The organism is Actinomycetota bacterium (assembly GCA_040754375.1).
Classification (GTDB): domain Bacteria; phylum Actinomycetota; class Acidimicrobiia; order Acidimicrobiales; family AC-14; genus JBFMCT01.
Window position 1 is genome coordinate 1 of the sequence record JBFMCT010000005.1, and the last position, 19,921, is coordinate 19,921.

The 19,921-nt window shown below is 70.0% G+C and carries 26 protein-coding genes; 24 read left to right on the forward strand and 2 right to left on the reverse strand.

Annotated elements, in window-relative coordinates:
• From AB1673_03450 to AB1673_03490, 9 genes are all read left to right on the forward strand, one after another.
• A partial coding sequence (locus tag AB1673_03450; GenBank protein ID MEW6153033.1) for a nickel-dependent hydrogenase large subunit occupies nucleotides 1-875 on the forward strand: 875 nt, incomplete at its 5' end.
• Between the two features lie 82 nt (nucleotides 876-957).
• Nucleotides 958-1,509 (forward strand): hydrogenase maturation protease, encoded by a 552-nt coding sequence (locus tag AB1673_03455; GenBank protein MEW6153034.1) that lies wholly within the window; start codon nucleotides 958-960, stop codon nucleotides 1,507-1,509.
• On the forward strand, nucleotides 1,506-2,126 hold the full coding sequence (locus AB1673_03460) for a NifU family protein (protein MEW6153035.1): 621 nt from the start codon (nucleotides 1,506-1,508) through the stop codon (nucleotides 2,124-2,126). Before AB1673_03455 ends, AB1673_03460 begins: the two co-directional genes overlap by 4 nt.
• A complete protein-coding gene (locus AB1673_03465; protein MEW6153036.1) occupies nucleotides 2,123-2,644 on the forward strand; it encodes a hypothetical protein in 522 nt (173 codons plus the stop codon). Before AB1673_03460 ends, AB1673_03465 begins: the two co-directional genes overlap by 4 nt.
• A gap of 31 nt (nucleotides 2,645-2,675) precedes the next feature.
• On the forward strand, nucleotides 2,676-3,200 hold the full coding sequence (locus AB1673_03470) for a hydrogenase maturation protease (GenBank protein ID MEW6153037.1): 525 nt from the start codon (nucleotides 2,676-2,678) through the stop codon (nucleotides 3,198-3,200).
• 17 nt (nucleotides 3,201-3,217) lie between these two features.
• On the forward strand, nucleotides 3,218-4,543 hold the full coding sequence (locus AB1673_03475; protein MEW6153038.1) for a tetratricopeptide repeat protein: 1,326 nt from the start codon (nucleotides 3,218-3,220) through the stop codon (nucleotides 4,541-4,543).
• Nucleotides 4,544-4,654: 111 nt separating this feature from the next.
• Nucleotides 4,655-5,188, forward strand: coding sequence for a hypothetical protein (locus tag AB1673_03480; GenBank protein MEW6153039.1), 534 nt, complete (start codon nucleotides 4,655-4,657; stop codon nucleotides 5,186-5,188).
• Nucleotides 5,189-5,205: 17 nt separating this feature from the next.
• Nucleotides 5,206-6,135 (forward strand): hypothetical protein, encoded by a 930-nt coding sequence (locus AB1673_03485; GenBank protein ID MEW6153040.1) that lies wholly within the window; start codon nucleotides 5,206-5,208, stop codon nucleotides 6,133-6,135.
• Nucleotides 6,136-6,185: 50 nt separating this feature from the next.
• Nucleotides 6,186-6,707: a hypothetical protein gene (locus tag AB1673_03490; GenBank protein MEW6153041.1), complete on the forward strand. Its 522-nt coding sequence runs from the start codon at nucleotides 6,186-6,188 to the stop codon at nucleotides 6,705-6,707.
• Nucleotides 6,708-6,724: 17 nt separating this feature from the next.
• On the opposite strand, the gene AB1673_03495 is transcribed toward AB1673_03490, so the two are convergent.
• Nucleotides 6,725-6,976: a hypothetical protein gene (locus tag AB1673_03495; GenBank protein ID MEW6153042.1), complete on the reverse strand. Its 252-nt coding sequence runs from the start codon at nucleotides 6,974-6,976 to the stop codon at nucleotides 6,725-6,727.
• A 129-nt stretch (nucleotides 6,977-7,105) separates the two neighbouring features.
• Between AB1673_03495 and AB1673_03500 the strand changes: the two genes are divergently transcribed.
• From AB1673_03500 to AB1673_03530, 7 genes are all read left to right on the forward strand, one after another.
• On the forward strand, nucleotides 7,106-7,417 hold the full coding sequence (locus tag AB1673_03500; protein MEW6153043.1) for an AAA family ATPase: 312 nt from the start codon (nucleotides 7,106-7,108) through the stop codon (nucleotides 7,415-7,417).
• A gap of 21 nt (nucleotides 7,418-7,438) precedes the next feature.
• Nucleotides 7,439-7,864, forward strand: coding sequence for a hypothetical protein (locus AB1673_03505; protein ID MEW6153044.1), 426 nt, complete (start codon nucleotides 7,439-7,441; stop codon nucleotides 7,862-7,864).
• A 141-nt stretch (nucleotides 7,865-8,005) separates the two neighbouring features.
• A complete protein-coding gene (locus AB1673_03510; GenBank protein ID MEW6153045.1) occupies nucleotides 8,006-8,272 on the forward strand; it encodes a hypothetical protein in 267 nt (88 codons plus the stop codon).
• Nucleotides 8,273-8,386: 114 nt separating this feature from the next.
• Nucleotides 8,387-8,674: a hypothetical protein gene (locus AB1673_03515; GenBank protein MEW6153046.1), complete on the forward strand. Its 288-nt coding sequence runs from the start codon at nucleotides 8,387-8,389 to the stop codon at nucleotides 8,672-8,674.
• Nucleotides 8,675-8,964: 290 nt separating this feature from the next.
• Nucleotides 8,965-9,534 (forward strand): hypothetical protein, encoded by a 570-nt coding sequence (locus tag AB1673_03520; GenBank protein ID MEW6153047.1) that lies wholly within the window; start codon nucleotides 8,965-8,967, stop codon nucleotides 9,532-9,534.
• A gap of 28 nt (nucleotides 9,535-9,562) precedes the next feature.
• Nucleotides 9,563-10,267 carry a hypothetical protein gene (locus tag AB1673_03525; GenBank protein MEW6153048.1) on the forward strand — a complete coding sequence of 235 codons (705 nt, stop codon included), beginning with the start codon at nucleotides 9,563-9,565 and terminating at the stop codon, nucleotides 10,265-10,267.
• On the forward strand, nucleotides 10,248-11,060 hold the full coding sequence (locus AB1673_03530; GenBank protein MEW6153049.1) for a hypothetical protein: 813 nt from the start codon (nucleotides 10,248-10,250) through the stop codon (nucleotides 11,058-11,060). The genes AB1673_03525 and AB1673_03530 overlap by 20 nt, the downstream gene beginning before the upstream one ends.
• 347 nt (nucleotides 11,061-11,407) lie before the next feature.
• Here the strand turns inward: AB1673_03530 and AB1673_03535 are convergent, their stop codons facing one another.
• A complete protein-coding gene (locus tag AB1673_03535) occupies nucleotides 11,408-12,799 on the reverse strand; it encodes a hypothetical protein (protein ID MEW6153050.1) in 1,392 nt (463 codons plus the stop codon).
• A 457-nt stretch (nucleotides 12,800-13,256) separates the two neighbouring features.
• Between AB1673_03535 and AB1673_03540 the strand changes: the two genes are divergently transcribed.
• From AB1673_03540 to ftsH, 8 genes are all read left to right on the forward strand, one after another.
• Nucleotides 13,257-13,517: a hypothetical protein gene (locus AB1673_03540; protein MEW6153051.1), complete on the forward strand. Its 261-nt coding sequence runs from the start codon at nucleotides 13,257-13,259 to the stop codon at nucleotides 13,515-13,517.
• Nucleotides 13,517-13,807 (forward strand): hypothetical protein, encoded by a 291-nt coding sequence (locus tag AB1673_03545; GenBank protein ID MEW6153052.1) that lies wholly within the window; start codon nucleotides 13,517-13,519, stop codon nucleotides 13,805-13,807. The genes AB1673_03540 and AB1673_03545 overlap by 1 nt, the downstream gene beginning before the upstream one ends.
• Nucleotides 13,804-14,055, forward strand: a complete 252-nt coding sequence (locus AB1673_03550; protein MEW6153053.1) for a hypothetical protein — start codon at nucleotides 13,804-13,806, stop codon at nucleotides 14,053-14,055. The genes AB1673_03545 and AB1673_03550 overlap by 4 nt, the downstream gene beginning before the upstream one ends.
• A 10-nt stretch (nucleotides 14,056-14,065) precedes the next feature.
• The gene (locus AB1673_03555) at nucleotides 14,066-14,518 is read left to right on the forward strand and encodes a hypothetical protein (GenBank protein ID MEW6153054.1); all 453 of its coding nucleotides are present in this window, start codon (nucleotides 14,066-14,068) and stop codon (nucleotides 14,516-14,518) included.
• Nucleotides 14,515-15,273, forward strand: a complete 759-nt coding sequence (locus AB1673_03560) for an HAD-IA family hydrolase (protein MEW6153055.1) — start codon at nucleotides 14,515-14,517, stop codon at nucleotides 15,271-15,273. The genes AB1673_03555 and AB1673_03560 overlap by 4 nt, the downstream gene beginning before the upstream one ends.
• A gap of 12 nt (nucleotides 15,274-15,285) precedes the next feature.
• A complete protein-coding gene (locus tag AB1673_03565; GenBank protein ID MEW6153056.1) occupies nucleotides 15,286-16,224 on the forward strand; it encodes a hypothetical protein in 939 nt (312 codons plus the stop codon).
• Nucleotides 16,225-16,325: 101 nt separating this feature from the next.
• Nucleotides 16,326-17,711, forward strand: a complete 1,386-nt coding sequence (locus AB1673_03570) for a kelch repeat-containing protein (protein ID MEW6153057.1) — start codon at nucleotides 16,326-16,328, stop codon at nucleotides 17,709-17,711.
• Nucleotides 17,712-17,837: 126 nt separating this feature from the next.
• The gene (gene ftsH / locus AB1673_03575) at nucleotides 17,838-19,847 is read left to right on the forward strand and encodes an ATP-dependent zinc metalloprotease FtsH (GenBank protein ID MEW6153058.1); all 2,010 of its coding nucleotides are present in this window, start codon (nucleotides 17,838-17,840) and stop codon (nucleotides 19,845-19,847) included.
• Nucleotides 19,848-19,921 lie beyond the last annotated feature (74 nt).

The following is a 19,921-nucleotide window of genomic DNA, read 5'->3' on the forward strand; positions in this document are numbered from 1 at the left end:
TCGACGGCAAGCTGGTCACCACCAACCTGACCGACATCAACATGGGCTACGAGGAGTTCGTCGAGCACTCGTTCTACGAGGACTGGACCAAGACCGGGCCCCAGAAGTTCAAGACCGACCCCCTGGGCAACCCCCTGTCGCCTTACCACCCGTGGAACAAGACCACCATCCCCAAGCCCACGGCCACCAACTTCCGTGAGCGCTACACCTGGGACACGGCCCCCCGCTGGGACCGCAAGGTCATCGAGACGGGTGCCTACGGGGAGATCTGGGGCATCGCCTTGGCCCAGAAGATCCCCGACAACCCGTTCTTCGAGTCGACGGGCGACGGGGTGCGCATGCTCCTGCCCCGCCACGCCCTGCCCGAGACCGAGCTGTTCTGGGCCGTGCCCCGCACGCTCAACTGCTGGGAGCGCAACCGGGGCCGGGCCTACGCCATCCCCCTGGTGGCCACCATCGCCATGAACTGCCTGCTCCAGGCGTTCGAGTACTGGCGGGCCGGGGAGACCAAGGTGCACACGCCCTTCAAGATCCCCAAGGACCACCGCATCGGCGTGGGCTTCTGGGAGGCCGCTCGCGGTTTCCTGATCCACCACATCGAGATGGACAAGGGCAAGCTGGTCAACTACCAGATCACCACCCCGTCCACCCTCAACGCGGCCCCGACCGACCCGTTCGGCCAGCTCGGCCCCTACGAGGAGTGCGTGGTGGGCACGCCCCTGCTGGAGTCGGTCCCCGAGGACCAGATCAAGGGCATCGACGTTCTCCGGGCCGTGCGCAGCCTCAACCCGTGCATGCCCTGCACCACCCACATGGACACCGGCAAGGGCGTCATCGTGCGGGAGGTCAACTCCTGCGGCTGCACGTTCGAGTAGGCGGCCGTCAGGCCGCCAACCAGCGGCCATGTATCTTTCGTGACGCCCCCGCTATGGCGGGGGCGTCGCCTACTTTGGACCGATGACCGACACCGAGACCACAGCCGAGCCGACGGCCAAGCCCCGTAAGAAGCGGCGCGTCCTGGTGGCCGGGATCGGGCTGCCGTGGCTGCGCGACCTCGACTACGGCACGCAGTTCATCAGGCGGGTGGAGGGCGAGCAATGGCCCGAGGGCGTGTCGGTGGAAGACCTGTCGGTCTCGGGCCACCGGGTGCTCGACCGCCTGATGGAGTACCGCCCCCACAAGGTCGTCCTGGTGGGGGCCATGCCCCGCGACGTGGACCCCGCAGGCACCATCCGCCGCTACAAGCTGGACTTGGAGCTGCCCGAGGACGAGGACATCACCGAGAGGTTGGCCGAGTCGATCGGGGGGATCATCGACCTCGACCACATCCTGGCCATCTGCCGGTGGGGGAAGGGCTTCCCCCCCGATACCGTTGTCATAGAAGTGGAGCCGGGAGACCGATCCTTCGGCCTCGGCTTCTCCGAAGAAGTCGAGGAGACCGTCGACAAGGTGTTGGCGATGATCCGTGAGGAGCTTGGTATGAACGCTGAAGGGGTGATGGCGCCGTGAGCGACGTCGAGCAGCTCGGTTACCTCGAGATCATGCCCCGCGTCGGCGAACTGGCCGACGAGCTGTTGAGCCACCCCGACCACAAGGTCCGTGAGCAGGTGCAGGAGCTGCTCGACTGGGTCGACGTGTTCCACCGCGAGGGCCTGGGCCGGCTGGTGGAGATGATCCGGGCGTGGCGGGGCGAGGTGTTCCTGGAGAACGTGGGCGAGGACGAGATCGCCGGGCCCTTCTTGGGCATCTACGACCTCGGCGAGGTCGCCGACGGGCGTGACATCGCCGAGGCCGAAGAGGCCGTCGGGGCCGCCCTCGAGGAGCTGCGGGGCTTCGTGGAGTCCCACGGGGGCACCATCGCCCTCGAAGGGATCCGAGACGGGGTCGTCACCGTGCGCATGCTGGGTTCGTGCGACGGGTGCCCCAGCTCCAACGCCACCCTGACGGGCGGTGTGGAGGAGGCCCTGCGCCGCCACTGGCCCAACTTCCGCCGCTTGGAGGTCATCGACCCCGAGGCCGAGGCCGGCGCGGAGGGCAACGGCCACGGTGGCCACTCCCACGGGGCCGGGGCGGGGGCCGAACAGCCCGTCCAGCTCCTGCAGATCAGGGGGCACGAGCTTCAGTGAGCGAGGGGCTGCTCCAAGCTGACCAGATGGCCTACCGGGCCCGGGCGCTGGCCCAGTCCGAGCCGTTCACCGAGCTGGCCCGCCGCCTGCTCAACGAGGCCATGACCAAAGAGCGCGAGGCCCAGCCCGGCAACTTCGCGGTGTGGGCCAATGCGGCCTTCACCAAGGGCTATTGCGTCCGCAAGGTCGAGGAGGACGACGTCGAGCTGGCGTTCACGACCACGCCCGACGACGCCATGCCGCCCACCGAGAAGGTGGTGGCCGTCACCGACGAGCTCGTGGCCGCCCTGCGCAGCGAGGACAGCGACCTCGGCGACCACTTGATATCCGACGAGGGCCGGCTGTTCGACGTCCTCGACCAGGTCATCGGCTCGGAGGTCAACGTCCGCACCGACAACGCCGGCACCCTCAGCAGCCGGGCCCGGGTCGAGCTGGAGGACTACCTGACCTACTGGGTCGTGCGGGGCTACGCCCTGCGGGCGGCCGAGGCGGCCACCGGCGCCATTACCAAGGCGTGAGCGGCTGGGCCGGTCCCGGCGGTGCCGGCCGATGAGGATCCTGGTGGCGGGGGTGGGCAACGTGCTGCGGGCCGACGACGCCTTCGGGGTGGAGGTGGCCCGGCGTATGGCCACCATGAAGCTGCCCAAAGGTGTCAAGGTGGTCGAGACGGGGATCGGGGGGATGGCTCTGGTGCAGGAGTTGCAGAGGGGCTACGACGCCATGGTGGTGGCCGACTGCGTCGACCTCGGCCGCCCGCCCGGCCAGGTCATGATGATCCTGCCCGACGTGATCGACGTGAACCTGCTGTCGCTCGAGGAGCGCATGGACATGCTGGCCGACATGCACCTGGCCACCCCCGAACGGGTCTTCATGCTCAGCAAGGCACTGGGGGTGTTGCCCGACAAGCTCATGATGGTCGGTTGCCAACCCGAGGACCCCGAGACGCCCGGGCGGGCGATGTCCGAGCCCGTGACCCGAGCCATCGACATCGCCATCCGCGAGATACTCCGCCACATCGACGAATTGCGCAGCGAGGAGGAGACGGCGTCGGCCAGCCCGCCGCCGGCACCGTAATGTCAGCACAGGCCGCTATGTCAGACCGGGCAAACGCCATCCGTTCCCTGGAGGAGCAACTGGCGAGGACCCCCAAGGGGGCTCGCCCCCACGAGCACGCCGCCCTGTCCTACCGGCTGGGCCTGGCCTACGCCGAGTCGACGGGTACCCAGGCCGACGGCCTGCGCCGAGCCCTCACCTACTTCGACACTGCCGGGTCCATCTTCGACCCCCGCTTCGACCCGGTCGAGCACGCCCGGGTGCTCAACGCCGCCGGCGCGGCCCACCGGGGCCTGGGCAACCGCAAGAAGGCGGCCGAGCTGTTCGACAAGGCGGCCACGCTGTTCGAGGGCAAGGCGGGGCGGGAGGCCGAACTGGCGGCCGCCCTCAACAACCTGGGCCTGGTCCGCAGCGAGCAAGGCGACTTCGACGGGGCGGTGGAGGCCTTCGAACGAGCGGTCGGGCTGTTCGACACGGGTACGGCCGAGGGGCGGCGGGGCAAGGTGGCCACCCTTCACAACCGGGGCCAGGCCCACGCCGCCCAGGGCTCGGCCGAGGGGCTGGAAGCGGCCCTTTCGGACTACGCCGAGGCGTTGGGCGACGTCGACATCGACGAGGCCCCGTACCACTTCGCCCTCGTCCAGCACAGCCTGGGGGTGGCCCTCAGCGCCCTGGCCTCCCAGCTGGCCGACGAGCGCGAGCGCCTGCTCCAGGAGGCGGTGGCCGCTTTCAAGGAGTCGCTCACGGTCTTCACCAGGGGCACGATGCCCTACCAGTACTCGCTGGCCAAGCACAACCTCGGCCTGGCCTACGTGGGCCTGGGTGGGGTGGCCAACCTGCGGCGGGCTCTGGCGTCGTTCGAGGACACGGTCAGCATGCTCGACACCCGGGTGCACGGGGACGCCTGGCGCCAGGCCTACGCCAGCCTGGAGCGCACTGAGAACGACCTCAAGGTCGAGTTCCCGGCCATGACCCGAGTCGACCACTTCGTCAACCTCCTGGCCCAGGTCAAGGCGGACGAGCGCATCGCCCTGCTGCGTGAGCGGGTCTTCCACCTGATGGCGCTCTCCGAGCCCCAGCGCAGCCAGTTCCTCATAGAGCTCGATCTGGCCATGGCCCTGCTGGGCGGAAAGAAGGCCCGGGCCATCATGGAGGACGAGCTGAGCATCACGATCGAGTTGCCCAACGAACGGCTGGAGGTCGCCCTCACAGCTCGCCACAAGGCCCACCGGGAGATCGCCGACGACGAGCTCCGGATCGAGGCCGACACCGCTCTCGACCATGCCATCGGTGAGGCACTGGGCGGCCCTCAGCGGGTCCTGGTCCGCGACTACCTCGAAAGCATCGGATGGGAGCGCCCATGAGCGAGCACCGGAGCGCAGCGCAGGCGTGCCCATGAGCGAGCACCGGAGCGCAGCGCAGGCGCGCAGCTCCCAGCCAGCAATCATGGGACCGCCCCTGAAAGGGGCGTGCCCATGAGCGAGTTCAGTGGGGACTTCGACTTCACGGGCGACCTCATGGGCACACCCCCCGTCCAGCCGTCGAACGGTGGCAACGGCCACGCCGCGGAGGCCGAACCGGTCGACTTCGAGGGGGCCCTGGCCGCGGCCGAGGACTTCATCGAGGCCGTCGTGTGGGGTGAGCACCACAAGGTATGGGAGCTGATCGGGACCGACGGGCGCACCGAGGTCCTCGACGTGGCCACCAAGCGGGGGATGGACGAGGGCCTGGCCGCTCGGCTGGCCGCGGACGACGCCAGCCCGGCCGAGACCAGCGAGTTCCTGACCGATCTCGTCAACGGCCTGCGGTCCGAACTGGCTGGCAACGACCTCGACAGCGTGACCTACGAGGTCGACGAGACCGCGGCCGAAGCGCCCCGGGCGGCGGTGCGCATGCTCGTTCCCCTCCACAAGCTGCTGGGGGGCACTCTGCCCATCGGGACCCTCTACCTCGTGCCCGACGCCGGCACCTGGAAGGTGGAGCGCCTGATCCCCCTCACCAGCAAGTAACGCGCGAGAGTGTCGGAGTGAACGACCCCGACGGCCAGTCCGGAACGACCGACGATCCCGCGGCCGAGGCCGCGCCGCAAAAGGGCGCCGGGGCCAGCGAGCCTGATCCCGGCGAGGCCGACGCGGGCGAGGCCGAGGCCGGGGCCAGCGAGCCTGAGAGCGACGAGGCGCCGGCGCCGGCCCGTCCCCGGGAGCCCATCCACGTCGGGCCCGACACCATCGAGCGCTTCGGGCGTCCCATGCGGGTCTTCCCGGTGGCCGTCTCGTGCGAGGTCATGGCCCAGGCGTGGGCCAACCAGGAGGCCGCGCCCCACGGAGCGGCGGTGATCGTCGAGCACGAGATCAACCCCCGGGGCCTGCACGGCTCGCTCTGGCAGTCCCCGCCCTCGGACACGCTGGCGCTGGCCATCGTCCTGCGCCCGTCGGTCTCTCCCGAGGAGTCCGACGCCACGTGGATGGTGGCCGCCCTGGCGGGGACCGAGGGGGCCGAGGCGGCCACGGGTATGAAGCTGGCCACGTGGTGGCCCGACGGGATCATCGAGCAGGAGACAGGCGACCCGGTGGGCGCGGTGAAGTCCGAGGTCCAGCTGGGCCCCGGCCAGGTGAAGTCGGCGGTGATCACGATCCGCTTCGACCTGATGCGCCTGGAGGTCGACACCCCCGAGAAGCGCGACGCCCTCACCGAAGCGGTGGTCCACGCTGTCGACCGGGTGGCCGAGCAGCTGTCCGAAGGCCCGGCCCGGGTGGCCACGGCCTATGGGGAACGGTGCGCCATGCTCGACAAGCGGATGAAGGTCCGGCTGCGGCCCAAGGGCGAGACCCGGGGCGTGGCCAAGCGGGTCGACCGGGGCGGACGGCTGGAGATCGAGTCCCTGAGCGGCATGGTCGAGCGGATCGGGGTCAACCAGTTGATGTCCCTCGATGTGGTCGAGGCCCGCCAGCGGTAGGCTCCGCCTCCGACCCTGGCGGGGCCCACCGCGACAAGGAGAACTAAGAGGTGCGAACCCGGGCAATGCCCGCCGCGGTTGTGCTCACCGCTATCGCCGTACTCACCGCCTGCAGCGACAACAAGAGCGACGACGGCCAAGTGGGACCGACCACCACCCGTTTCCCGCCGACGGTACCTGTCACCAACGTCGAGATCGCTCAGGGGGCCGGTGTCTGCGGCTTCCTGACGGCCGCCGAGGTTCAGGCCGCCACCAGCTTGGCCAGTCGGCCCGGCACGGGTACCCGGGCCTCCACCAGCGAGTCCTGCCGGTGGACCCTGACGGGCACCGGCCAGTTCGTGGCCCTGGTGCTGAGCCCCGCCGGAGGTACCGACCAGTTCGACCGCTCCCGCCAGCTTTTCGGCGCCCGCGAGGTGGAGGGCGTCGGCGACCGGGCCTTCGTGGTCAACGACGCGGCCTACACACTAAAGGGCGACCGCCTGCTGATCGTGCAGGTCGTCACCACCCAGACTCTTCAGGTGCGCAACCAGGCAGCCGTCACCTTGGCCCGCAGCGCGGTCAACCGGCTGTAGCGAGCCGTCAGGGGCCGTCAGGACGACCCGCCGCCCCCGGCATCGGGGCCGCGGAGCTGTCCGCCCTCCCCGAGAGGTCCTTCGTCCTCGCCGGGAAGGGCGTAGGGGCGGGGCTGCTGGCGGCCCTCACCGGTCAGGTCCTGGTCCTCGATCTCGTCCATCCGGCGCTCGAGCTCGTCGCCCATGGGCTTGACGGGCTCGACGAAGTCGGGCCGGCGGGGCATGTCGTCCTCGTCGAGCACCGGGTTCTCGGCCACGGGGTCGGACATGGCGGCTCCTCTCATCACTCTCTGTGGTCTGTTGGGGTCTGCCCGCCTCCTACCGCCCGCAAACGCCGACGGACCGCCCCCTGTCCGACCCCGGCTGTGCGAAGATGACCGAGTCGAAAAGGAGAGGCCATGAAGCTCGGGGTAGTCGGCAAGGGCGGCGTGGGCAAGACCACGATCTCGGCGCTGATCTCGCAGGTCTACGCCGAGCAGGGCAAGCGCGTACTGGCCATCGACACCGATTCGAACCCCAACCTGGCCATCAGCCTGGGGCTCGACCTCAACCAGACCGACGCCGTGCCGGTGCTGCCGAGGCGAATGATCGTCGGCGGTGGCGACGGGGCCATGACCCCGTCGGAGCTGATCGGGGAGTACGGGGTGATGACCCCGGCCAACGTGATGCTCATCCATGCCATGCGGATCACCCAGGCGGGGGCCGGCTGAACGTGCGGTAGCCACGCTGCCGTGCGCAGCATCCTGGGTGCAGCCATCGACCAAGAGGCCGACGTGACCCTCGTCGACATGGAGGCCGGCCTCGAGCACCTGAGCCGGTCGGGGGGGACCCTGGCCTACGCCGACGTGCTCCTGGTCGTCATGGAACCGAGCCGCAAGTCGATCCTGACGGCCGGCCGCACGATCGTGCTGGCCGAGGAGCTGGGTCTCAAGCGGGTCTACGGCGTGGGCAACAAGGCCCGCGAGGGCGACGAGGAGTTCTTCCGCGAGGTCTGCGCCGAGTACAACGTGCCCTTGGCCGGCATCGTCCCCGAGAACGAGGACGTGGCCGAGGCCGACCGTTCGGGCCAGATCATGGCCGAAGGCCAGGGAGACCCGGTGCGCGACGCCGTGCGCCGCATCGTCGCGTTCGTCGACGACGCCCTCGTAAGCAGCTGATCGGCCGTCACGGCCAGAGTTGGAACGCGCGCGCTCCGAAGTAGTCGCGGGATCTTCACATCCAGACTTCCGCTCTATAGGTTCGTGACATACAATGGGCGCCGACGCCCGGCACCTGTGGCGTGAACGGAGGACGACCTGGTGATTGCCGCTATCAACGTCTGGTGGCTGATCGGCGACTTGCTGCTCATCCTGGTGGTGGCGCCGACAGTGGTGTACTTCCTTAACAAGGTGTACCGCCCCGTGCTGGAGATCCGGGCCTACGCCCACGACATCCTCGAGCACGGCGTCGGTCTCACCGGCACCCTCGACGCCGTCCCGAAGCTGGCCCGCACCCGCGAGCTGACCAGCAAGGCCCGCGAAGCGACGATGCGCTACGGCTCCGCCCTGCAGCGCGTCATCTCGTGAGCCTGGGCCAGCGCCCGCCCGCCATCCCGGCCGCCCCGACGGGGTGGCTGTCCGATCTGTCACCCGGTTGGGCCCGCCTCCGCCGGTTGAGCATTCCAGAACCTGGAGGAACCCGTGGGAATTGAGTCCATCCTTCTGTTCGTCGGGCTTGCGGTCGCGGTAGCGACCATCGCCCTCTACCTGATCGTCGTGGCTTGGATGCTGCGGGACGTCAGCTTCACCGTCGGTACGGTGCTGGTGGGCGTGCGGGCTATCGCCCTGCAGGTCCAGCCCATCGGACCGGTCGTGCGCGACATCGTCCGCGACGTCCAGACCATCGACGAGGCTCTCTCCGGGCTGGTCGAGCAGGCCGAGGAGATCGAAGAGGCCCGCGAGCGGGGCGAGGTCGGCGCCGCCTCCTAGCGGAGGGCCCACTTCGCGACCTCGCAGCCCCTCTGCGAGGTGTTGACGACCCATGGCTGCCCCTCGTGGGAGGCCATGGGTCGTTGCGCGTCCCTGCCCAGGGCCCCGCTCGGGCCGTCTGGAACGCCTCGGCGAGAAATGCGTGCCCTCTCACTGTTGCTACGGCTCAGACCATGCAATAGAGTGCCCGCCGAAACGTGCTAGAGGTACGGGTCAGCCACAGACGCACCCTTCGTCGCTCTACCAGTCGCTCCCGTCGTCGGGCCCAACCACTTCAGGGGGGAGAGAACATGCAGCGGTGGAGGTCGGCCAGATCACAAGCTGGCCAGGCCACGTTTTCGCTGGTCATCGTCGTCGTAGTCGTTGCGATAGCAGTCGTACTGCTCTATCGCACGGCTTGGACGGCTGACAGCATCAACGACAAGGCCGGAACGATCGCGAACACCGCAGATGGCATCAACACGGCCACTGCGGCAGTGCTCAAGCTGGGGACGACCAACGAGTTGGCCGCGTCCATCCTCAACACGGCAGAGCCGCTCGAGGGACAGCTCAACGAGGTGGTCCGCCTGGCGCAGTCCATCGACGGGCTGGCCACCTCGATCAACGGCACGGCGGGCACCATCAACGGCACGGCCAAGGGGATCAACGGCTCGGCGGCCACGATCTTGGGCTCGGCCCGCTCGATCAACGACGGCGTCGCCCAGATCAACACCAACCTCAACACCACGTTGGCGTTGGCCGCCCAGATCAAGAGCGACACCGCCAACATCCTGTTGCAGGCCGACAACGCCAACAACTTCGCCTCTTGCCTGGACAGGGGCCTGCTTTCGTCCACCGCCAACACGGCCTGCGTGCCGTAAGGGGGCTGAGAAGACAATGACAATGACAATGGGGCAGCGCGGCGAGCTGCGCAGTGCGCCCCGGGTCCGCCAGGGCGACGACCAGGCCACGTTCCTCAGCCGGTGGCTGCGGGTGTGGGTCATCCTGCTCACCGTCGTGGTGCTGGTCGTGGTGGTCTACCTGATCATCATCACCAACACCCTGGCCTCCATCAACGGCAACCTGGCCACCGCCGACCGGGCCGTCACTGGCGCCGGGGGCAACACCCAGACCCTGCCCGCGCAGGTCGACCGCATCAACGGGGCGCTGGCCGCCATCGACCCCGCCCTCAAGCCCATCCCGGGCCAGGCCGACCAGATCATCGCCGCCCTGACCTCGATCAACGACAAGCTCACGGCCACCGACGGGTCCCTCAAGGACACCTCCTCGGTGCTGGTGACCGTCCTTGGCCAGGTCAACAGCGTGCGTGACCTGCTGATCGACGCCGACGACCCCGCCGACGGCCTGGGTGTGCAGAACATCCACCGCCGGGTGGCCGCGGTGAACGGTCAGGACTCGCCCCGCCAGGGCATCGCCGGCGGGGGAGGCTCGTGCGGTGAGTACTGCACCACCGAGAACCTGACCACCGCCGAAGCCGACGCGGCCAACATCCTGGCCGGGCTGGTCTCGGTCAACGGTCACCTCAACAGCGCCTGCAACGCCCCGCTGGTGACGTCGATCACAGGGAGCTCCTGTGCCCTCCTTCACCCCTAGCCGGGGGGTTGGCGAGCGGCTCCGCCGGGCCGGCTCCCGGGCCGGTGAGGCGGGGATCGTCGGGCTCAACCTCGTGCTCGTCATCGCCTTCGCCCTCTACGCCGTCATCATGCTGAGCCGCACCACGCTGGCGGCCAAGCAGATCGACGACCGGGTGCGGGTGATCGTCACCGAGGTCGGCCCGGGGTCCAACGTCAGCCGTCTCGACGAGACCCAGAAGCTCAACAGCATCGGCCAGACGGCCGAGCAGATCCTGGTGGCGGCCACCCCGCTGTCGGGGCAGGCTCAGGCCATCATCGACACCGCCGGGTCCATCGACAACACGGTGTCGGCCATCTTGGCCAACGCCAACGAGATCAACGCCTCGGTCAAGGGCATCAACGCCACGGTGGCGTCGCTGCTCCCGGTCGTGCGCACGATCAACGGTGACGGCAGCGACAGCAACATGACCGGTGGGGTCGATCTCATCAACCGCCAGGCGGGGCCGGCGGGTGTCATCGACGGGAGCGTCACCCTGGCCAACGGTCAGACCTACTCGTTGGTCCCCGCCCTCAACGGCGACTCCGTCCCCGGCATCAGCAAGGACCTGGAGCTGGTGCTCGGGTTCGTCGGGGGCGGCGGCCTCGAGGGCCACGGGGGCGACAACATCCACACTCACGTCAACTCCATCAACTGTGCCGTGGCCAGCCCCAGCGGTGGCCTCCTGGGCACGGTGGGCACGGCTCTCGACCTGATCGGCCAGATCCTGCCTGGGGTCCTGCCGCCGGCTCCGCCCGGCTGCAACGTGTTCTGATCTGAGCGAGACCTAAGTACCGAGCACGTAGCGGCGAGAAGGGGTGGTGGCTTCGGCCACCGCCCCTTCTCCGCGTCCCGGAACCGGCGCGGGGACCGTGGTCCCGGTCGGCTGGGAAGGGTCCAGGCGGCGAACACTCGGGGCCCCTCGATGCCCGAGGGTCGCAACGGGACCTACGCCCTGGTAGCCCTGCGCCCCCCACCCCCTGGCCCGCCGTGCGGCGGCTCGCGCGCGGGGTCGCAACGGTGGGTAGCCCTGCGCCCCTGGCCGAGGTGGACGACGCCCCAGTGCGGCGGCGTTGCCGTCGTCCGCCGACGGTCCCCGCCGCCGTCGGGCCCGGACCGTCTCTAAGGAACGGTGGTGGGGGGGGTGGTGGTGGTCACCGTGGGGGTGCCGACCGTGAAGCTCTCGGCCACCTGGTCGAAGACCGCGGCCCAGCGGGGGAAGTCTTGGGAGGGGATGGTCTGGAACACGATCGAGAACATGCGGTTGCCCTCGAACACGAAGTAGTGGGCGTGCACGCCCTCCTGGCCGGTGCCCTCATCGGTGAACGTGTAGACGTAGTGGTAGGTCAGGTGGCCGTTGAGGCGCACGAGCTGCTCCTGGATGAGCCGGGCGCGCTCGTTGCCGAACACGATCGTGTCCGTGACGGCCTTGAAGTTGGCGATGTTGTCCACAGTCGCCGGCGTCTGGATGGGGATCACGCGGATGCTGAGCCCGTCGTTCTCGTCGGCGGCCATCACCAGGCGGATGTCGGCCACTGGGGTCTCGAACGACTGCCAGCTCCGGGGCACCTTGATGGTGAACCCGGTGAGCGGGTCGTGGACGCTCTGCATCTGGTCCTCGGGGATCGTCGGCCCGGTGCGGATGGTGGTCGGGGTGGTGCCGACAGGGCCACCCGCCTGGTTGCCGGTGTCGGCCGCGTCGCGGCTGATCACGAAGGCCACGATGCCGATCACGACCACCACTGCGGTCAGCACCGACATCAGCACGACCTGCTTGCGGGTCTTGGCGGCAGCCGCGGCCGCCAGGTCTGCGGCCGTGCGGTAGTCGTCGGCCGGCTCTCCGGGCGCGGCCCGGCGGCGGCCTACGGCGGCCCCCCGGTCCCCGGCACCGTTGCCTGCCGCCGCCGTCTCGGGCCCGCCGCCGTCCCAGCTCCCGTCGCCGTGCCCGTAGTCGTCGCCCGACCACTCCTGCTCACCGGCGTCAGCCGGGGCCCCCCCGAGCCCGAAGCCGGCTTCCTGGCCGCCCCCCCCTCCCGCTGGTGCCGCTGGTGCGGCTGGGGCCGCCGGTGGTGTGGCTGGTGCAGCTGGGGCCGCCTCTGGTGTGGCTGGTGCAGTCGTACCGGGGGCCGCCGCCGCCGGAGTGCCCTCAGGCGCGGGGCCAGCGGGCCGCTGCTCGTCCCCGGCCTCGCCGGCAACGGGGGCACCCGGAGCGGGCCGTTCCTCGAGCGTACCGGCGGTGCCGGCACCCCCCCCATCCGTGGCGACCCCGCCCGACCCGTCACCCGGGGCCGTCGTGGGCCCTGCACCAGCTCCCAAGGGAGGGGCCGGCGCCGCTGGGGTAGCTGGGCTGGCCACCCCCGGCGGGCTGTCTTCGTCGGCCGTCGTCCGGCTCTCCGGCGGGCCTGCGCCCGCCCCAGCCGCCGCAGTGGCGGGGCTGTCTGTGGTGACCGGGGCCTGGCGGTCTGGATCGGTTCGGGGCCCGGCCCCGTCGTTGGTCGGGGCAGGGGCGGGCACGGGGCCGTCCCCCGCCGTCGACGGACCATCGCCCGGCCCTCGGCCGCCATCACCAAGAGCGCCTTGTACCGGCGTCCCAGGCACGGCCGGGCGTGGGCCGTCCCCCGCCCCGGGTTCGCTCCCATCGGCTGCATCCTGGAGGCCGGACGCCCCGGGTGGGGCCGGGGCCCCGGAAGCGGCGGCCTCACCCGCCGGCTGTACGACCTCGTCGTCCTCCCCGGGACGCCGCTGGTCGCCGCCGTCGCGCGGTGCCGCCGGGCTGGGCGGACCCGCAGGGGGGCGGTCGAGTTCGTCACTCATTCGGGTTCACCTGCCGAGGTTGCGCCGGCCGCGGGATCGGGTCGCGCCCCGGTAGGGCCGGAGCTTGAGGAAGAATGGGGTGGCAGCGAAGGACAGTCCGTTGACCAGCTAGGTGTTAGGTGTCTATTCTGGCGCAGATTCGACCGAAGGGGATCGCATGCTAGGTGTCGCGCTCACGGGTTGGTACGTGGGCTATGTCATTGCAGCTGTCGTCATTACGATCGTCGTCGTCCTGGTAGCCATCATCCTGTCGCTCGCGCGCAGGATCGGCATCCAGGCCGACCAGATCACGTCGGCGCTGGACGAAGCTCGGATCAACACGCTCCCGTTGTGGGACGTTGACAAGATCAACGGTGGCGTGCGTTCGATCACCCGAAGCGCCCAGGAGGCGCGTGCTCTGTTGGGAGGTGGTCAGTAGTGCTCGCAGCCGTCAACGTTGCGTCGGAGCACGTGCAGTTCTGGTGGATCACGCTCGGCCTTGGTGCCGTGGTCATCGGGGCTGTCATCCTGCTCCTGTTCCTGCTCCACACGTTCGTCAGCGACATCGACCGCAACGTGCGTGAGGTCTGGGAGACCGCTACCCGGGTCGCCCAGAACACCTCGACGACCTGGATGCTCAACCAGGCCGGTGTGCTCACCGGCGAGCTCCGCGACGAGGTTCGCAAGCACGCTCAGCTCATGCAGTACGCGGCAGGAGGTCGCCGGTGACCCAGCTAATCCTGAGCCTGGTCGAGATCGCCGCCTTGGTGATCGTCCTGGCTATCTACCTCACCGTCATCGGCAACCAGCTCCGCCGGATCTCGGCCACGCTGGCCAAGGTCACCTTCGGTGTGCGGGCCGTGGAGACGATGTGCGCGGTCATCGGCCCAGCCGTCGACCGCATCAACGGCAACCTCGACGACATCTGCCAGAACCTGCAGGCAGCGGCTGTCGAGGCCGAGAAGCTGTCCCGCTGATCTGACCAGGGTGGGAGACTGGCTGCTCCCGCCCCTGATCGAGCCGCACGGGCCCCTCGGGAGCAACGAGGACGTAGTACGCGCTTTCACTCGCAACGAGCTGGCGCCCTACTCCGAACTGCTCCACGTCGAGGGGCCTGTGCTGCTTGCGGGCCGGGACATGGCCGTGGCGTTGCGCACCGGCCCCCGGAGCTTTCTGGTCAACCACGAGATGCCCTCTGACCTGGCCTCGGCCAAGCAAGTGGTGGAATCGGTGTTCGAGGCCGAGGGATTGTCGCTGTTCGACGAGGAGACCTTGTTCGGGCCATCGGTGGGGGTCCAGCTCGTCGGCCTCCGTTACACCACGTGGGACCTGTGGGGGGCCGACATCGACACTGCGTTCGCCGACCTGCGCCAGGCAGCAGCCGGCGGTGAGGACGAGTTGCCCTTCGCGGGCGGCGAGCCGTCCTCCTACTACGAGTGACGGCCCTCGAGGCGGTCGTCTTCGACGTCGACGGCACCCTCGTCGACAGCGAGCGCGACGGCCACCGGGTCGCCTTCAACCTGGCGTTCGCGGAGTTCGGTCTGCCCTATGAGTGGGGGGTGGAGGAGTACGGGGGGCTGCTGCGCACCACTGGGGGCCAGCCCCGGATCGACCGTTACCTGGTCTCCAGGGGCGTGCCCGACGGCGAGAGGGCCACGCTGGTGCCCGCCCTCCACGCCCGCAAGACCGAGATCATGTCCTCGCTGGTCGAGGAGGGAAAGGTCGGGGTGAGGCCCGGGGCCCGTCGGCTGCTCGACGAGTTGGCGTCGGCCGGTACCAAGCTGGCCGTGGCCACCACCGGCAGCCGGGGCTGGGTGGCCCGCCTGCTCGACCATCTGCTCCCGGGGGTGGCCTTCGACGTGATCGTCTGCGGCGACGAGGTGGCCGCCCGCAAGCCCGACCCCGAGGCGTTCGAGGCGGCTGTGGCCAAGCTGGGTACGAGCCCGGCGACGACGGTGGCCGTGGAGGACTCCCACGAAGGGCTGTCGGCTGCAGTGGCCGCCGGGTTGGTCACGGCCGTGGTGGCCAACGATTACACCCGCTACCACGACCTAGCGGCTGCCGCCCTCGTGCTCGACGGTTTCGGCGAGCCCGGCCAGCCGGCCGCCGTGCTGGCCGACCGGGTGGCCAGCGAGTGCGCCGGGGTCCTCGACCTGGTCACCCTCGACCGCCTAGTCGGCTCACCATCCAGGTAGAATCAAAGGGTTGTGACCGACTCCGAAGACCTGTTCGCCGTCACGACCCGTTCGAAGCTGCGGGGCCCGTGGTTCTTCCCGCAGATGATGATCGCCTCCCTGCGGATCAGGCGCCAGCTCCGGCGCGACACCCAGGTAGTGCGCTGGGCCAGCATCGTGGCCGGGCCCAGCGAGTTCTGGACGATCTCGGTCTGGAAGACCCGCCACGACATGCAGGAGTTCATGCGCTCGGGTGCCCACGACGAGATCATGTGGCTCTTCTCGAAGTGGCTCCGGTCGTTCTGGCTGATGCGGTGGCGGCCAGGGCCAGACGAGCGGGGCATGTGGAAGGGCATGCACATGGCCCAGGAAGAGGCCATGTTCGCCAACGGCTCGTCCAACGGGGGCGGGGCCAAGCGCGACGTGCTGCTGGAGAAGGCCCTCGAGCACCTCCCCAAGCTCAAGCAGGCCATGGGGGCCGACGGCACTGTCAACTACGACACGACCGTGTTCGCCCGGCGCCGCCGGGCCGAGGTGGGCGGGGCGGGTGGGGCCATCGTCCACATCCACACCGACCCACTCAAGACGCCCCAGGCCCTGCTCGACCTGCGGGCCCTTCGCCAGGAGTGCGAGGCCGACGACGCCATGCTGCGGGCCGTGGTCGGCATCAGCCGGCCGGGCGACGTCTACCTGTTGAGCGTGTGGCGCGACCGCGAGGGAGTCAACCGCCTGCTCACGTCGCCCAACTGCCGCGACCTGGAGAAGAAGTGGCCCGGGTTCTGGAGCAACGAGTGGCTGCCCGAGAACGAGTTCGGCCACTGGGACGGCCTGCGCTTGCGCCGGGCCCGCACCCGCTACGCCATCAACGTGCCCCAGGCCGCTCTGGACGCGGCCGAGCCGGTAGCCAAGGGTGAGTTCGCCCTCGGGCGAAAGGTGCCCCGGCCGGGCCACGTCCGCCACCCCGGACTTTGACCAGGTCGGGCTCCCGTCCCCGGCCCATCCGGTCTAGACTGCACGGCCAGGTGGCCACGTCGAAGTGATGAGGGGCGCGCAGCGCCGCGGAAAGGGCTGACATGGCGACACAGGCGCTGAAATGCGAGCGCCACGGCGAGCTCACGCGCCTGACGTGCGTGGACTGCGGTAAGCCGATCTGCCCGAAGTGCTGGGTCCGGACCGAAGTCGGGCTCAAGTGCGAAGACGACGCCACCCCGGCGGCCATCAACGAGAAGGCTCTCGCCATGATGCGGCCGTCGAAGCGGCCGCTCTACCTGGGCATCGCCGGGGCTGTGCTGGCCGTGGCCCTGATCGTGGTGCTGACCTCACGCGACGACGGCGGCGAGCAGGCGGCCCCCCCTCAGCCCCCGGTGGGCACCTGGCGCCAAGCTCCGGCCCTGGCCACCATCCGGGGTACGGCTTCGGCGGTGGTCCTCAACGACGGCCGGGTGTTGGTCGCCGGTGGCGGCGTGGGCGCCATCCCCATCCGCGAAGCCGAGCTCTTCGACCCGATGGCGGGCCAGTGGCAGGCCACCGGCCCGCTCAACGAGGCCCGCCGGGGCCACGCGGCCACCATCCTGGCCGATGGCCGGGTCCTCATTACCGGCGGGCGCGACGTCGACGGGGAGCCGTCGGCCGAGGCCGAGATCTACGATCCCGCTACCGGAGCGTGGTCGCTGACCGCGCCCATGCCCCTGGGCCGCATCGGGCACAGCCTCACCTTGCTGGCCGACGGCCGGGTCCTGGTCGCGGGGGGGACGTCCCGGGGCGCGGCGGGCGCCACCGGGGGCCAGACGGTGGCCCCCGACTCGTCGGCCGAGCTCTTCGACCCCCGCACCGGTTCGTGGACGGCCACCACCTCCATGCGCTCGGCCCGGTTCGAGCACACGGCCACCGCTCTGCCCGACGGCAAGGTCCTGATCGCCGGTGGGCAAGGCCCCGACTCCAGCGGTCGCTTCGTGGCGCTTTCGTCCACCGAGCTCTACGATCCCGCGGCTGACGGGTTCGTCAGCTCCAGCGACCTGGGCGAGGCCCGCACCAACCACGCCGCCGTCCTGCTCACCGACAACTCGTCGGTGCTGATCATGGGCGGGGCGGGCGGGACCAACGCCGACATCTCGTTGAACTCGGCCGAGCTGTTCGACTCCCGGTCGGGCACCTGGACCCGGGTCGGGCCCCTCAACCTGGGCCGGACCGGCCACACCGCCACCCTCTTGGCCGACGGCCGGGTGCTGGTGGCCGGCGGTGAGTCGGCCCAGCGGGGCCAGCGGCGCTCGCTGCGCACGGGCGAGGTCTACGACCCCAACACCGCCGAGTGGCGGTCGGCGGGTGACATGGAGTGCCCGCGTAGCGAGCACGCGGCCGTCGTCCTCGGTGACGGGACCGTGCTGGTGGTGGCGGGCGACGCCGCCTTCCCGGGCCAGAACCCGCTGGCCCAGGGCTGCGCCGACCGCTACCAGCCCTGATCTCTACCTTGGCGGCCCGCGCCGCAGTACACTGATGCCTGTCCGGCAGGCGGCCACATCTGGCCGGTCACTCGGGGCTCGCATGAGCCTCTTCTGATCGCTGCTGAACTCAAGGAGGCCACGTTCATGGCCAGTACCCGCCGGCGCCCGCCCAAGCCCGACGCCAAGCCCAAGCGCCCGAAGGGTGACGACAAGCCGCCCTCGCCGTCGGACGAGCAGGACCGCAAGATGCAGATGCGCAAGCGCGGTCTCGTGCTGTGCATCATCTCGCTGCCGGTCCTCGTGACCTTCTACATCGTGCTGCTGTGGTGGTCGAGCCCCCGCACCGATGGCCGTGAGCTGCGCATCGACCAGTACATCACCCTCCTGCGCCAGGGTCGCATCCAGACGGCCACCGTGCTCGAGTCCGACAACCGCATCGTCGGCCAGTACGACCGGGGTGACTACTGGGTGGCGGTGGCCGCCGGCCGGGAGACGATCTTCAGCCGGATGACCTCGGCCCTCGAGGACGCGGGCGTGGCCTACAAGATCCAGCAGCAGCCCCTCAAGAACCTCGTCGTCCCGGCGTCGATGATCCTGCCCGCGCTGATCGTGGTGAACGGTCTGCTCATCCTGTTCCTCCTGTTCGGTCGAGGGGGGATGGGCGACGCCTTCGCCTTCGGCAAATCCCGGGCTCGGCGGGTGGCCACCGGCGAGTCGAAGATCACCTTCGCGGACGTAGCCGGCGTCGACGAGGCCATCGAGGAACTGGCCGAGGTGCGCGACTACCTGGGCAGCCCGGACAAGTTCCTGGCCATGGGGGCCTCGGTCCCCAAGGGCATCCTGCTCACCGGCCCCCCGGGCTGCGGCAAGACGCTGCTGGCCCGGGCCCTGGCCGGCGAGGCCAACGTGCCCTTCTTCTCCATGAGCGGTTCGGACTTCGTCGAGATCTTCGTCGGCGTCGGCGCCGCCCGTATCCGTGACTTCTTCGCGGTGGCCAAAGAGGCCGCCCCCTGCATCTGCTTCATCGACGAGCTCGACGCCGTCGGCCGGGGCCGTACTGCCGTGGCCATGGGCGGCCAGGACGAGCGGGAGGCCACCCTCAACCAGCTTCTGGTCGAGATGGACGGGTTCGAGAGCGGGAGTGGGGTGGTCGTGCTGGCCGCCACCAACCGGCCCGACATCTTGGACTCGGCCCTGCTGCGGCCCGGCCGCTTCGACCGCCGGGTGGGTATCGACCGGCCCGACGTGCGAGGCCGTGAAGCGGTCCTCAAGATCCACGCCCGGGGCAAGCCCATGGCCGAGGACGTCGACTTGGCATCGGTAGCCAAGCGCACCGTCGGGTTCACCGGTGCCGACCTGGCCAACGTGGTGAACGAGGGCGCCCTGCTGGCTGCTCGGCGGGGCCACTCCCAGGTCGAGAGCCGCCACCTGTTCGAGGCCATCGAGCGCGTCGTGGCCGGGCCGGAGAAGCGCAGCCGCATCCTCTCCCCCCAGGACCGCCACCGCATCTCCTACCACGAGGCCGGCCACGCCGTGGCTTCGACCGCCCTGCCCGGGGCCGACAAGGTCGGCAAGCTGTCGATCGTGGCCCGGGGCCACGCCGGCGGTTTCACCTGGCTGGTACCCGAGGGCGACCAGGCGGCCGTGACCCGCACCCAGCTCATCGACCGGATCGCGGCCATGCTGGGCGGGCGGGCGGCCGAGGAACTGGTGACCGGCGATGTCTCCTCGGGGGCACAGGCCGACCTCGAAGGGGCCGCTTCACTGGCCCGCCGTATGGTCAGCGACTTCGGGATGAGCGAGAAGCTCGGGGCTTATATCGTCAAGCCTTTCATGCCCGGCTACCACGGCGAGTGGGGGATCGGTTACTCCGAACGCACCGCGTCCGCCCTCGACGCCGAGGTGCAGGCCATCTTGGGTTTCGCACACGACCGGGCCAAGGAAGCTCTCCAGGCCAACCGCACCATGCTCGACAAGGTGGCCCAGACCCTGATGGAGATCGAGAGCCTCGAAGGCCCGCCCCTCGACCAGCTTCTCGACCAGGTCAAAGCCGTGGCCCCGGTGGAGCCCACGGCCACGATCATGGGCCGGGCCCCGGCGGGCGCAGGTGCGGGCGCGGCCCCGCTCACGTCCTCCACCAACCCCGAGGTCTGATCACCGCCGGCGGGCGAGCAACATCGTCGATTACCGGGACGCCGGTGGGCTCAGGCCCACCGGCGTTCTTCGCG